This window comes from Sporosarcina sp. E16_8, assembly GCF_017347095.1.
Lineage (GTDB): Bacteria > Bacillota > Bacilli > Bacillales_A > Planococcaceae > Sporosarcina.
This window is the reverse complement of the sequence record NZ_JADPRZ010000068.1, coordinates 1-14,676: the sequence shown is the minus strand read 5'-3', so window position 1 is coordinate 14,676 and position 14,676 is coordinate 1. Positions and strand designations below refer to the sequence as shown.

Sequence of the window (14,676 nt, the reverse complement as noted above, 5' to 3'; positions counted from 1 at the left end):
ATTGTTCGAGAATGCATCTGTTCGATCTGTCCAATAATCATAGACAGCTACCGAATAGCCCTTGCTTTCGATGTTTAGCGCTAGGTTCATCCCCATCACGCCTAAACCAATAACGCCCATTTGTTTCTTAGTCATAATTCTACCCCATTCATTTATGTTATTCACCAGATATTGCTTTGCAAATAATAGAACTTTGTACTATGGATAATTTGCAGTATGGAGATTTAACGTCTAGATTCCAGCACCTAAAGGCTTGGAGGCCAACAGGATGTGGGTCACGCAGCCAGGAGGGATTGAACTGCATCCCTCCTGATTACCGCAGTACGCGTCGTACTTTGGCGTCGTTCATTTGTAACAGTCGCTTCCGCTTTTGCTCTTTACCACCATTTAAATTGATCAACCTGCAATAGTTGATTAGCAGCTTCTGGCCCATTTGAACCGGCAGGGTATGGATGTAAAGGTAGTGTGTTTTCTTGGAAAGCTTCCAGTAATGGTTGAATCCACTGCCATGATAATTCAACTTCTTTCCAATGGGCGAAGAATGTTGCGTTTCCGCGTATCGCATCAAATAGAAGAAGTTCATATGCTTCTGGCTGAACCTCTGAATTGGTTGAGAAGGAAATGTAAGTGGGCTCAAATTGTTTACTTGAAGGGTTTTTCATATTTACCATTAAAGAAATGCCTTCATTCGGATTAATTTCGAATATCAATAAGTTTGGAGTGATCCCATCAGCTGGAAGGGCATCTGTTTGTTTTACCTTGTTCTTAAACTCAATGACAATCTTGGTGGATTTTATAGCCATCCGTTTCCCTGTCCGTATATAAAAGGGGATTCCGCTCCAAGATGGATTGTCAATAAAGAGGCGAGCGGCGAAATATGTATCATTCATTGAGGAAGCAGCAACCCCAGGCTCTTCTTTATAACCAACAACCGGGGTATCGAAAATCTCGCCGGCTTCGTATTGACCACGAACAACATTTTGTTCCATCTTATCTTTATAGATAGGTCGTAGAGATTCCATAATAGTTATTTTTTGCTTTTGAATTTCTTTGGCAGTCATTTTTTCGGGTAGATGAAGGGCTGTCATCATAACTAACTGGAGAAGATGATTCTGAACCATATCTCGAATTGCGCCTGCCTGATCGTAATAATCGGCCCGTGTTTCTACGCCGACTGTTTCACATGCTGTAATTTGTATATTAGAAATTCGTTTACGATCCAATAATGAACCAAATATTGGATTTGCAAATTCAAAGGATTCAAGATTTTGGACCATAGGTTTTCCAAGATAGTGATCAATCCTATAAATTTCTTCATCATTAAAAGCGTTGTTTAATCTCTCGTTTAATTGTCGAGCCGTCTTTAGATCGTTTCCGAAGGGTTTTTCGACAATGAGCCGCTTCCAGCCTGTCGTTTGATTGATTCCACTCTTATTAAGACCTGATGTAATAACTTCAACTAGTTGCGGAGCAACCGACAAATAGAAAAGTCTATTTTGGGGTATGTTTAATTCTATTTCTCTGTCATGAATAAGTTCGTGGAGGTTTTGATACGAATCATTGTCTGCTGCATCAAATTTACAGTATCGAAACTTGGCTAAGAAATCATTCAATCCGTTAGTTTGGACAGCTCTTCTAGAATATTCCCGAAGTGCACTTTCGACTTTTGATTGAAAAATGTCATCTGGAAAGTAGTTTCTCCCTAAACCAATTACGGAGATAGAATCTGGCAATTTGCCGTCGAGAAACAAATTATATAAAGCAGGAAATAACTTGCGTTTTGCTAAGTCTCCTGTCGCACCGAATAAAATAAAGGTCATGTCTTGCATTGTCCATTCTTCTTGTAAATCAAATAATTGATTTTTCGCTTCAGGTTCAGTCGGGGCTGTTAGTTCATCCATTATCGCTTTCCTCCAATTTCAGTGTAGACACGAATAATACTTGAATCTGTTTCAAGTATATCATTAAACGATACGTGGTTCTAAGACTAGAGACGAAATCATATAGAGGACATGCATGATCATAGCATCATTTTTGGTATACTGAACAGGTAACTAAAGTATTTTTGCTAGACAGCATGCTAAACTACATGCGAGGATAGCTCTATAGTCAGACACTAAAAAAAAGGACGTGTTGCTAAAATGAAAATGCATGATGTAACAGGCACCATTTATGAAGGTATGACCGTTTATAAAAATAAACCTGAAAAACAACCGAAATTTAATCGGGTAACAAATGGCTATGTAACTGAAACTCGGTTGGAGATAGATGTGCATACAGGCACACATATCGATGCACCGCTTCACATGGTTGTAGATGGAGATACGTTTGAATCAATCTCAATGGAAAGTCTTGTGGGACAGTGTAAAGTACTCGATCTAACAAACGTAGAAGATGGAATTTCTAAACAGGATTTGGAGAAATTTGAGATTCAAAAGAATGATTTTGTCCTATTTAAAACGAAAAATTCTTTTGAGGAAACATTTAATTTTGATTTTATTTATCTAGCACAAGATGGGGCGAAATATCTTTCCGAGATTGGTATTCGAGGAGTGGGAATAGATACGCTTGGAATCGAAAGAAGCCAAGAAGGGCATCCAACTCATAAAACATTATTTGGAAATGAAATCATTATTATTGAAGGGCTTCGTTTAAAAGAGGTTGAACAAGGGGACTATTTCATGGTTGCTGCACCTTTAAAATTAACAGGTACAGATGCATCACCCGCAAGAGTTTTATTATTTGAGGGACTACAATAAATTTCATTAGTTGAGAATCAAATCCCACCGGATAACTATTACCGGTGGGATTTTGTGGTTCCTATAGGAAACTCTGAAATTAACGATCTGTGGATTACACATATGGTCCGTCGTGCTTAGGTAACGTCCATTTTTTCTATTGTATAGGAATGATGACTCGTATATAATAAAGTTACTATCCAGAACTTTCGGATAACTGTGATGATTCATGTTGCGTGAACACAAAACATACGGGGGGAATGGCAATGAAAAAAGGATTGCGCTTCATATCATTGGGGGTACTGTTGGCAAGTGTAAGTATTCTATTGTTCGCTTGTGGAACAGGCACGAAAGATTCTGGTGCATCGAAAGACGGAGACAGCGGAAAAAGGGTATTAAAAGTTGGGACCGATGCTACGTATGCGCCAATGGAGTTAATGGATGAGAAAGGAAACATCGTTGGGATTGACATTGATATCGTGAAAGCGATTGCAGAGGCGGCGGGATTTGAAGTTGAATTTAAAAACTATGGTTGGGAGCCTTTATTCCCGGCTGTAGATGGTGGAGAAGTGGACTTCGCTGTATCATCTATTACAATCACGGATGAACGAAAAGAATCATTTGATTTCACAGATCCATATTTCGCCGCAAATCAATTGATTCTTGTACCGGAAGATTCAACTGTTACCAAGTTTGAAGATTTGAAGGATAAAAAGGTTTCTGTTCAAATCAATACAACGGGTCATACCGTAACTAAAAAGCTTTTGGGAATAACGAGTTCCAAAATCGTAGCAACAGAATCTATGCCACTAGCAATCAGTGAAATGATTAATGGCAATGCGGATGCAGCCATAGGGGATAATGCAGTTATCATTGATTACAAAGCGAACAACCCGAAAGTGAAAGTTAAAACAGTAGAAGATGATAGTTTTGAAAAAGAGTTTTATGGATTGATGGTCAAAAAGGGCAATACAGAAATTATTGATATGCTGAATGAAGGGATTAAGATTATCAAAGAAAACGGGAAATTGAAGGAAATCACAGGATTTGATGTTGACTAATCGTTTGCGGTTGAAAAACGATATGCATACACCAAGTCAGTAAATGGGGGTGATTGAATTGGATTTCCTGGATATAAGATGGGATATGATTTGGAACTATCGCGATCTATTCATTCGTGGAATTGGAATTACTTTAGCACTTACCGTAATCGGCTATTTGGGGGGCTTTGTGCTAGGCTTATTCGTTGGTATGGGGAAACTATCCAAGAAAAAGTGGATTTACTATCCATCCAAATACTATGTCGACTTCTTCCGCGGAACGCCATTACTTGTACAAATTCTATTAATACATTTAGCTCTTATTCCAGGGATTTTCGGTCATTCATTAGGTTATTTTGTATCGGGTGTACTTGCGCTTGTTTTAAACAGTGCTGCATACAATGCAGAAATTATCCGTGCAGGCATTCAGTCAATTGAAAAAGGGCAAATGGAAGCGGCAAGATCTCTTGGTATGACACAAAATGTAGCGATGAGAAACATTATTCTACCGCAAGCTTTTAGAAGAATGGTTCCACCGCTTGGCAATGAACTGATTGCGCTTCTAAAAGATTCGTCACTAGTGACGGTCATCGCCGCAAATGATATATTGTATGCAGGTAAAGTAGTTGCAGGTGCTTATGCAAGATTTTGGGAGCCGTATATTACGGTTGCAATCCTTTATCTGTGTCTAACTTTCATTTTCGGTAAAATAATTTCGTATGTAGAAAAACGCTTTAGTAATAGTTATGTCCCAACACAAAGAAAGAAAATGTTCTCAACCCGGCGTTAAGGTAGGAAGGTGATCAGATGATTAAAGTGGAAGGCCTCTATAAGTCTTTTGGGAAATTGGAAGTGTTAAAAGGAATCGATTATGAAGTGAAGGAAAAAGAAGTAATTTGTGTTATCGGTCCAAGTGGTTCCGGGAAAAGCACATTTTTACGCTGTATAAATTTGTTGGAAGATATTACTGCAGGCAACATTTATATTGACGGAGTTAAAGTAAATGACCCCAAAACGGATATTAATGGAATACGGAAAGATGTGGGTATGGTGTTTCAACAGTTTAACCTGTTCCCGCATATGCGTGTAATCGATAATATCACTATTTCTCCGCGAAAAATTCGGAAAATGAATTCTGCGGATGCTGAAAAACTAGCTCACGAATTGTTGAAGAAGGTCGGGCTAGCTGATAAAGCAAATTCTTATCCCGAACAGTTATCTGGTGGTCAAATGCAACGTGTAGCAATTGCAAGGGCATTAGCGATGCAACCTAAAATCATGCTATTCGATGAACCGACTTCTGCACTCGATCCAGAAATGGTGAAAGAAGTGCTGGATGTCATGAAACAGCTTGCAATTGAAGGGATGACAATGGTCGTTGTCACGCATGAAATGGGCTTTGCGAGAGAGATGGGCGATCGCGTGATGTTCATGGATCAAGGAATAATCGTAGAAGAAGGTATACCTGATCAATTATTTAATAAACCCAAAAACGAGCGAACAAAAGCATTTTTAAGTAAAGTGCTCTAGTTTGACTAATCTAGCAAGCCGGAATCACAGAAAGCAGATAGGCGATGTATGTTCGCTTATACTGTTTTCTTTTTTAATGAAGGAATTATTAAATCTTCTTGCATGGTAAAGTGACATATATAATACAGGTAAACAAATGTGTGTGAGGTGATTTTTATATTGATGCATTATGATGACTATCAATACGGTTTGGGGCAACACAACATACACCGGTTACCTATATATTGAACGAGTGAATACTTATATAAACTGAACGAGGGCATCCCCTAATGACATAGAGGATTCATAAGGATTCTTTATTTCAACACTTATAGTAGATTACTCATGGTATATCTGGTAGGGCCAATTACAAAATATAGTTCAAGTAAACCAACATGATTCCAAGATCAGCTAGGATATGACTAATAATTGATGCGCTGATTGAATTCAATTTGTACCTAAAGAATCCCCACATAAGACCTGCTATAAATACCGGAATAACAGCAATGAAATTAAAAGGAAATGCGAAAATTGAAAAGAGCGGAACTAGATGATATAGACTATAAAAAAATGATGTAATCATAATCGTCTGAGCCGCACCTACTTTTTCTATAAGGCGCTTATACATTATGTCTCTCCAATACAGCTCTTCTAAAACAGGGTTGATGAAGATGAGGAAAGCAATTAACCAGAAAAGGATACTTCCTGTGAAATTCCACTCTACTAAAACTTGTTTTAGTTCGCCAAGATCGAAAACTAAATTATGTAGTAGAGCAACTGCCCCGTAAATTGCCGCCAAAGAAATAAGACCACTAGTCAAACCAACTGTGAAAGATTTGAGATTGAGGTGTTTTTTACAGTCCCAACGTATACTTTTATTTCCAATGTATAATAGAATCGGAACAAATAAAAGCCAACCATAGAATAGAATGAAGGTAATAGGGACACTTTTGAATATGATTAAACCTAAATAAATCATAATCGTAGGGCCAATTAATAAGACTAAAAGTTTCATCATAAATCCTCCATGTGTTATAAATCGTAATAAACATCCCTATTTATCGGGTCGCAATGAATATCATTTTCATAATCACTACATTTTAATCCACCTTCATTATATCGTATCATTTACTGGTTGATTAATCAGTATAATCTACCAATTGAATTTCAAGGGATATATTGATAACACTAAACAACTTTATGTAAGATTTTTATGTTTAACTCATCAAAACATATTTCCAATGAAAAAAGAAGTAACCACCCGTAATGGCGATTACTTCTTGTAGGAATCTTGATGTATAACGACAGCTATAAGTTCTGGACGTTGCCCTATTATCGTTTCGTATTCAACGGCTTGATATTCGCTTCAATTGCCGCCCGTTTACCTTCCAAAAATGGAGGTAGTGCAAGCGACTCACCCAGTGTTTCAAGTGGCTCATCTGTTGCGAATCCGGGTCCATCCGTTGCAAGTTCGAATAAGATGCCATTAGGCTCGCGGAAATATAAAGAACGGAAATAGAATCGTTCTACAAACCCGGAGTTTGGTAAGCGTGAACTGTTAATTTTATCAATCCATGCATGCAGTTCTTCTTCGTCGTCAACACGGAAGGCTACATGGTGAACGCCGCCTATCCCTTGAACCTCGGCAGGTAAATCAGTGCGTGGCTCAACGAACACTTCAGCACCCGTTCCGCCATCTCCAACTTCCATAACGATGATGTCATCTTGTCCTTCGACAAGTGCTGGAACTCGGTTCTTCTCCGTAAATCCAAGAATCTGAAGCGCTGCAATTGTCGGTTCTGGAGTGCGGACAGTTAGTCTAACTGGGCCAAGCCCGGTTATCCCATACTCAATGGGAACTGAGCTCTTATCCCATGGCGTTCCTGTTGTAGCAACAGAGTTTGTTTCATCGGATACGAGCGTCAATTGTTGGCCTTCCGCATCTTCGAAGAAAATAACATTGCGACCAGCAAATTCTGAAATAGGTGCATGTTTAACGTTTAATTCAGTAAAGCGTTCAATCCAATAGTTCAACGCCTCGTCACTAGCGACACGAAGCGATGAGTTGGAAATACTGCTAACGCCTGCTCTTTTTGGTCCAGCATTTGGGAAGTCAAAGAATGTCAGTTCAGTTCCTGGGTTCCCTTGTTCATCTCCGTAGAATAAATGATAAGCAGTTGTATCGTCCTGATTTACTGTTTTTTTCACTAACCTCATACCAAGAACCTCTGTGTAAAACTTAAAGTTATGTGCTGCGCTTCCAGTCATCGCAGTAAGATGGTGAATACCTTTTACGTTCATCTTCTTCAATCCTCTCTTTGATAAATCTTAAATTATATTACCTTGAATTCAAGGTAATATTACAGCGACGGGACGAACTTGTCAAGAGATGTGTCCCTTCGAGGTTTCAAGTTAAGACGGTTTCAATTGCCATATATATCTTGTGTTTCAAGTCTGATGATTAACCAAAGTAACGAGTGAATAACATGATTACCTACAGGGTGCTAGGTGTATCGTTGCGCTTTTGGATTGAATGACTTCTATTACAATTACCGAGATTTCTGGATGTGTAGGGATGCGACTTTGTTGCGGTACAAAGCATAAGCATAAGTATATGTAGTGCTGAAGCTTTTTTGGACGAAAGAGTAGCTGGCTTCTTACCTGGAGAAAAGCCGCCAAGCATGCCCCCGAAAAGGAGAAATGAACTGCAATTCCTCCCCAAACCTGTCGTGACTATTTTGCTGAAAGTGAGCCGGAAATGGTCCAGTGAAAATGGAGGTTATCAAGCCATTCTCAACGATATTCTATGCAAATAAATGGTTAGTCAAAAGACGTGCTTCTGTTTTTATCTTCATTGGTGTTCATCAGGATGATACTATAAACTGGAAAGAAACTACAAAATATGTGCAAACTATTTTTATGATTAGATAGCTTATTTACAAAGAAGTTGATATAATCTATATTATTAGAAAGTTATTTACGTACATGGATAAATGAAGGGATATCGTTTAAGCGTTAAGGTAACGCTTATCTTGATATTCCTTTTTAATCAAATAATATACGGAAATAACCAAATCAGCCAGCCTGAAACTTAGATATAGGGAGATGCTTACACCATGACGAACCATACAATCACTGTAACATTGAGTGAAACAAAAAAACAAAAACCGCAATCAGATCAATTAGAATTCGGAAGAGTATTTACGGATCATATGTTTATAGCTGACTATTGCGAAGGACAAGGATGGACCAATCATCGAATTGTCCCATATGCGCCACTTGAGCTGGATCCGGCGGCAACTATTTTTCACTACGGTCAAACAATTTTTGAAGGATTGAAAGCTTATGTAGGCAAAGAGGGGCAAGTTCTGTTATTTCGCCCTGAAGAAAACATGCGTCGCATGAACAAATCGAGTGATCGCTTATGCATGCCGGCTTTCAATGAAGAAATTGCAATCGAAGCATTAGAAAAACTAATTACTATCGATAAGGACTGGATTCCTGGAACAGAAGGAACATCCCTGTACATAAGACCATTCATGGTTGCGACTGAACCCTATCTCGGCGTTTCACCATCGAAGAAATATAAATTCATTATTATCCTATCTCCTGTTGGATCGTATTATAAAGAAGGAATTCATCCGGTTAAAATTCTCGTTGAAAATGAGTATGTGCGTGCAGTAGAAGGCGGAACTGGTACAGCAAAAACGGCTGGTAACTACGCGTCTGGACTAAGAGCACAAGAAATAGCAAGCAAAAAAGGGTATTCACAAGTTCTTTGGCTTGATGGAGTAGAAAGAAAGTATATAGAAGAAGTGGGAAGCATGAACGTCTTCTTCAAAATTAACGGTGAAGTCATTACACCTGTTTTAAATGGCAGTATTTTGGAAGGGATTACGAGGAAGTCAATCCTTCAATTACTGAGACATTGGGACATTCCAGTTATTGAACGTAAAATTTCTATGGAAGAACTTCGTTTGGCACACCAGGCAGGTATTTTAGAGGAAGCCTTCGGAACAGGAACAGCGGCAGTTGTTTCGCCAATTGGGGAACTTAATTGGGGCGATGACATAATGATCGTTAATAATAATGAAACCGGTGAATTATCTAAAAAACTATATGAGACACTGACTGGTATTCAAACTGGTAAAGTGGAAGATCCATTCGGTTGGGTAGTCGAAGTCGCTGATACGGTAAAAGCATAACTGTTCCTTCTATAATAAAGTAAGAAAAGGGTAGCCCTTCCAAGGTGCTATCCTTTTCTTTGTGCACAGTCTGGAAAGTCCCGCATATAGTAGGGAAGCGCCTAGTACTCTTAACAGGCAATTACTAAATGCATAACGGAAGGGGATTGTGTGGATAAATCATCATCAAATCACAAACATGTCGTAGATGAAAACAGTAAGGATAAACAGTTGGAACAATTCCGTGTGAATAATGCAGGTACAAAAATGACGACAAATCAAGCACTGAAAGTTTCGAACGATGAGGAGTCATTGAAAGCGGGTATTCGTGGTCCGACATTGATGGAGGACTTCCATTTTAGGGAAAAAATAACCCATTTTGACCACGAGCGAATTCCAGAGCGGGTTGTACACGCCAGAGGATATGCAGCTCACGGCGTTTTCGAATTGTATGAATCCATGAAGGAGTTCACAAAAGCCAAGTTTCTACAAGAGCCCGGAACAAAAACACCGGTTTTTACGAGGTTTTCAAATGTTGTAGGAAGCAAAGGTTCTGCGGATACGGTAAGGGATGTACGGGGATTTGCTGTTAAGTTCTATACGGAAGAAGGGAATTATGATCTTGTGGGCAATAATATTCCGGTCTTTTTCATCCAAGATGGCATTAAATTCCCGGATCTTGTCCATGCGATACAGCCAGAACCTCATAACGAGATGCCGCAAGCTGCCTCTGCACATGATACGTTTTGGGATTTCGTAGCCAACAATCAGGAATCAGCTCATATGGTCATGTGGCTGATGTCGGATCGGGCGATTCCAACAAGGTGGCGGATGATGGAAGGATTCGGTGTTCACACATTCCGATTCGTTAATGAAGAAGGAAAAGCCCGGTTTGTGAAGTTTCACTGGAAGCCTTTACTTGGCGTACATTCGCTTGTATGGGATGAGGCGCAGAAAATTTCAGGGAAAGATCCAGACTTCCAACGACGAGATTTATGGGAGTCAATTGAACATGGGAACTTTGCGGAGTATGAATTTGGCGTGCAGATGATTGATGAAAAAGATGAATTCATGTTCGATTTTGACGTCCTTGATGCTACGAAACTTTGGCCGGAAGAAATTGTTCCTGTAAAAATATTTGGCAAGATGACACTAAATCGTAATGTTGACAACGTCTTCGCCGAAACAGAGCAAGTTGCGTTCCACCCAGGCAATGTCGTACCTGGAATTGACTTTACGAATGATCCGTTGCTACAAGGGAGGTTGTTTTCTTATTTAGATACACAACTCATTCGCCTCGGGGGGCCGAATTTTACTGAAATTCCCATCAACCGTGCCGTCTGTCCATTCCATAATAATCAACGAAATGGCTATAGCCGCCAGAGAATTGATGTTGGTCAGGTAAGTTACCATAAAAACTCGCTTGCGGATAATACACCGTCCACCTCATCTGCGAAAGAAGGCGGATTTGTCCATTACGCAGAAAAAGTGGAAGGGCGTATCATTCAAGCGAGAAGTGATTCGTTCAAAGATTTCTTTTCCCAGGCAAGGCTTTTTTGGAACAGTATGTCGCCACCAGAAAAGCAGCATATCATTGATGCCTTCATCTTTGAAGTTGGAAAGGTACAAAGCCGTGACGTCAGACAGCAGGTCGTCGATATGTTCGTTTATGTTGATAAAGCAATGGCAGACATGGTGGCGGACGGCGTCGGAGTGAAACGTCCTACTGGCAATCAAGTGAACGTCAAGGCCTCATCACCTGCACTCAGTCAGAAAAATACGACGAGAGTTCCTTACACGTTGAAAGTCGGCGTGCTGATAGGCAATGACTTTAATGGTGAAGAGGTGAAAAGAGCTGTCAAAACGCTAAGGAAATATGGCGTTACTGTGGATATCGTTGGTGAAAAACTGGGCAAAGTGAGAGGTGCGGATGGTCTTAATGTGATCGTTAATGAAACATTTCTTACGATGGATCCGGTATTATTTGATAGTTTATATGTTGTTGGCGGTACGGCTGAAAATCAAGCAAAGTTCAATTCCAATATTCAATATTTTATTAACGAATCGTTCAAGCATTATAAACCGATAGGGTTTGCATCGACAGGCGCGCCTTTCTTCGAATTATCAAATGCAAAGGTGGGGCCAGGAATTGTATTTGCGACAGATAATTCCGATTTTGATAATGATTTTGTGAAAGCAATCGCACAGCAACGTTTCTGGGACAGAGAAATTTATTGAAGATTGGCTGCTCCTATTACAAATAGGGGCAGTTTTTTCTTTTGCTAGGAAATTATAAAATTTCGTACTGTAGATAAACTCCAAAAGAAGCTATTTCACTTTTGGCCTCTGATCAGGCGCTTGCGCTTTTGTTCTTACTCGTTAAACTAGTCTGAAATCATGTATACTAGTTTATATAGCAGATAGGGGATGATTTTTTATGATAAAAGCGATTATTTTTGATTTGGATGATACGTTATTATGGGATAAAAAGAGCGTGGAAACGGCATTCCTAAAAACATGTGAATACGCGGCCCAAGTACATGACCTTAATCCCGCTGAACTTGAAGAGGCTGTCAGATTGGAAGCGAGAAAGCTTTACGAAGCGTATGATACATATGAATTTACACAGATAATTGGTATTAACCCGTTTGAAGGCCTGTGGGGCACATTTGATGATGAAGGCGTTTATTTTCAAAAGATGAAAGCAATTGTCCCAGGCTATCGTAAAGAAGCATGGACAAATGGGCTTCAGCGAATAGGTATAAATGATAAAAATCTTGGCAGCACGTTAGCGGAACTATTTCCACAGGAACGAAAAAAGCATCCTTTTCTATATGAAGAAACATTCAAAGTATTGGACCGTCTAAGAGATACATACAAACTCGTTCTCTTAACAAATGGTTCACCAAGTCTACAACATACGAAACTTGAAATTACATCTGAACTCGTCCCTTATTTTGACCAAATCATCATCTCAGGCGCATTCGGAATAGGGAAGCCAGACGCAACTATTTTTCAACATGTGCTTGCTGAAAGCGGCGTGACTGCAGATGAAGCAATTATGGTAGGCGACAATCTAATGACCGATATCTTAGGGGCGTCACGTGTAGCAATGCGTTCTGTTTGGATTAATCGGGAGAATAAACTGCCAAGTGAAGAAGTTGTACCAACTTATGAAATTGATCATTTAGAGAAGCTATTTCCAATTCTTGAAGAGTTGACGAAGAAAGAAGTCGTACAGTAGGCAACCTATTTACTTTATAAGTTCCAAAAGTGGATTGACAAACTACTAACATTAAAAAACGAAAAGGCGTGCCTATTTGGTTAACGGATTCGATTGATGGGGAAAAAACATCGAGTAACAGCTCAATAGGGGACATAATTCGCATATGAATTGGTGTCTCCTATTTTGTTGTCTTATCAATACTCTATTCAATTTGACATGTTTATTAGCATATCGATAGGCACGCAAATTGAATACACCACATAAATTTTGAGGTGTTGCTAAAACCAGTGCTAAAATTGAGGTAGTTCGCTTAATAAAGAGCGAACAAATTTTTGAAGGGATTTGGAGATTTTACGTTTAATTAAATCTATATATTGTGAAAGTTTACACTTAAACTAACGGGGCAGTTTAGTTGAAGAAGGAAACAGTGATTATTTAAAAGGGGGTAAGCACCAATTATGTGGAAAGATTATTTAATAAGTATTTCAAAAGAGTGTCAGTTTAAAGCACCCGCAACTGAAGCGGATATATCATTGATTAAAAGGGAATTAGATATTGACCTACCTAAAAAATTGGCTGATTTATGCAAAGAAACAAATGGCGTATTTGGTAACTACGGAATTTCTTTTATTTGGTCAACAGAACAGATGGTCAAAGAAAATTTGTTTTTGGGGGATATTCACAAACAGATTGACTCTATGAGGTCATTAGATACTTTTTTATTTTTCTCCGATGCAGGTAATGGTGATTTGTTTGGATATTCAATTGAAAACGGAAGTATTCAAAATGATGATATTTATGTATGGAACCATGAAGATGATAGCCGATGTGTAATTGCATCATCGTTAGAAGAGTTTATCAAAGGTTGGATTCTTGGGGAGATTTCCATCTAAATCTAGTCTCCTTGTTCAACTAACGGGTGCTTTACTTCAAGAAGGAGTAAAGCCTTTTTTCTTATTGAACTAAAGGGGCAGTTTAGTTGAACAAGGAATGATTTGAAACATATACACTATCTTCTCGTCTAACAAATCAAGGAGGCGACTATGTGAAAAAATTAGCATTCACTTTTATATCACTGTTCTTATTATTAGCGTCTTGCCAAGCAAATGATTCCGATGCAATTACACTGGTGGGTCAAGACAACGAACATCCTATACACGGTTCTGATAATGAAAATTTCACCTTACCCGACGGTGAAGAATTAGCGGTAGCCATTTCTGACATTGAAAAAATGAATATCGGTCCCGAAATACCCAGACTTTTATATACCGATAACAACATTGTGGTAATGCAGGGTACATTTGGTGTAGTCGTATATAATATGCAAGACTCGATAGTTACGAATCGTATTTCATATGAACAAATTAAGTCATATGACCTTCCAATGATGTTGGCATCAGTTTCACAAGATGGTAAGACCATCTTTATTGGGAATGATGATATGTCTAATGAGTTTATATATACTTATAAATACAATATTAGTACGAGAGTAATCAAAAAAACCACACAACAGCCATCAAACTTATTTAGTCCCATAACGATTGAGACACCTGGTTACAACGAGGAATACGATAAATATTTCGATTTACATTATCTTACGGGTGACAAAATTGTAGAAATGGATAATTCGTTTATCTATCTACGCTCTAAAGACTGGAATATGAAAAACCTACAAATCGTTATTTGCCAGTATGAAGATGGAGAAAACAAAGTTTTTGATGTGTTCAAATGAGATGAATAGCCATAGCCTTTGTTCACCAATCGGGGGCGTTAATCCAGGAAGAATTAACGCACTATCTTGCTGAACTTATTAAACTAAAGTACGCTGTGTATTTTGCAAAAACGAAGTACAGAGAATTGCAAAGGATTCGTACATAGTATTGCAAAGTATACTGCAGACTCCAAGTTGATTTGACATGGAGCCTCTACGGGCAAGATGCACGAGCCAAGAAGCCAGGCACCACAAGGACCTGGCTCTG

Annotated in this window: 13 protein-coding genes; 9 read left to right on the top strand and 4 right to left on the bottom strand. The window is 38.9% G+C overall.

Features of this window, described 5'->3' with window-relative positions:
• Together I2484_RS19630 and zwf are read right to left on the bottom strand one after the other, a co-directional pair.
• Positions 1–135, bottom strand: a 135-nt coding sequence (locus I2484_RS19630; protein WP_207152763.1) for an NAD(P)-binding domain-containing protein, incomplete at its 3' end; no start/stop codon positions are given.
• 242 nt (positions 136–377) lie between these two features.
• A complete protein-coding gene (gene zwf, locus I2484_RS19625; RefSeq protein ID WP_207152762.1) occupies positions 378–1,829 on the bottom strand; it encodes a glucose-6-phosphate dehydrogenase in 1,452 nt (483 codons plus the stop codon).
• 312 nt (positions 1,830–2,141) lie between these two features.
• Here zwf and I2484_RS19620 point away from each other — a divergent pair, with 312 nt between their 5' ends.
• From I2484_RS19620 to I2484_RS19605, 4 genes are all read left to right on the top strand, one after another.
• Positions 2,142–2,759: a cyclase family protein gene (locus I2484_RS19620; RefSeq protein WP_207152760.1), complete on the top strand. Its 618-nt coding sequence runs from the start codon at positions 2,142–2,144 to the stop codon at positions 2,757–2,759.
• A gap of 245 nt (positions 2,760–3,004) precedes the next feature.
• The gene (locus I2484_RS19615) at positions 3,005–3,799 is read left to right on the top strand and encodes a basic amino acid ABC transporter substrate-binding protein (RefSeq protein WP_207152759.1); all 795 of its coding nucleotides are present in this window, start codon (positions 3,005–3,007) and stop codon (positions 3,797–3,799) included.
• A 58-nt stretch (positions 3,800–3,857) separates the two neighbouring features.
• Positions 3,858–4,568, top strand: a complete 711-nt coding sequence (locus I2484_RS19610; RefSeq protein WP_207152758.1) for an amino acid ABC transporter permease — start codon at positions 3,858–3,860, stop codon at positions 4,566–4,568.
• A 17-nt stretch (positions 4,569–4,585) separates the two neighbouring features.
• Positions 4,586–5,308 (top strand): amino acid ABC transporter ATP-binding protein, encoded by a 723-nt coding sequence (locus I2484_RS19605; RefSeq protein WP_207152757.1) that lies wholly within the window; start codon positions 4,586–4,588, stop codon positions 5,306–5,308.
• A gap of 346 nt (positions 5,309–5,654) precedes the next feature.
• On the opposite strand, the gene I2484_RS19600 is transcribed toward I2484_RS19605, so the two are convergent.
• Together I2484_RS19600 and I2484_RS19595 are read right to left on the bottom strand one after the other, a co-directional pair.
• Positions 5,655–6,302 (bottom strand): CPBP family intramembrane glutamic endopeptidase, encoded by a 648-nt coding sequence (locus I2484_RS19600; RefSeq protein WP_207152756.1) that lies wholly within the window; start codon positions 6,300–6,302, stop codon positions 5,655–5,657.
• A 317-nt stretch (positions 6,303–6,619) separates the two neighbouring features.
• Positions 6,620–7,588: a ring-cleaving dioxygenase gene (locus tag I2484_RS19595; RefSeq protein WP_207152755.1), complete on the bottom strand. Its 969-nt coding sequence runs from the start codon at positions 7,586–7,588 to the stop codon at positions 6,620–6,622.
• A gap of 815 nt (positions 7,589–8,403) precedes the next feature.
• Here I2484_RS19595 and I2484_RS19590 point away from each other — a divergent pair.
• The 5 genes from I2484_RS19590 (at position 8,404) to I2484_RS19570 (ending at position 14,429) form a co-directional block, all read left to right on the top strand.
• A complete protein-coding gene (locus I2484_RS19590) occupies positions 8,404–9,492 on the top strand; it encodes a branched-chain amino acid aminotransferase (protein WP_207152754.1) in 1,089 nt (362 codons plus the stop codon).
• Positions 9,493–9,642: 150 nt separating this feature from the next.
• Positions 9,643–11,709, top strand: coding sequence for a catalase (locus tag I2484_RS19585; RefSeq protein ID WP_346014224.1), 2,067 nt, complete (start codon positions 9,643–9,645; stop codon positions 11,707–11,709).
• Positions 11,710–11,908: 199 nt separating this feature from the next.
• Positions 11,909–12,715, top strand: coding sequence for an HAD family hydrolase (locus I2484_RS19580; protein WP_207152753.1), 807 nt, complete (start codon positions 11,909–11,911; stop codon positions 12,713–12,715).
• A 440-nt stretch (positions 12,716–13,155) separates the two neighbouring features.
• Complete coding sequence (locus I2484_RS19575; protein WP_207152752.1) at positions 13,156–13,590, top strand: SMI1/KNR4 family protein; 435 nt, start codon at positions 13,156–13,158, stop codon at positions 13,588–13,590.
• Positions 13,591–13,742: 152 nt separating this feature from the next.
• Positions 13,743–14,429 carry a hypothetical protein gene (locus tag I2484_RS19570; protein ID WP_207152751.1) on the top strand — a complete coding sequence of 229 codons (687 nt, stop codon included), beginning with the start codon at positions 13,743–13,745 and terminating at the stop codon, positions 14,427–14,429.
• The last annotated feature ends 247 nt before the right edge of the window (positions 14,430–14,676 follow it).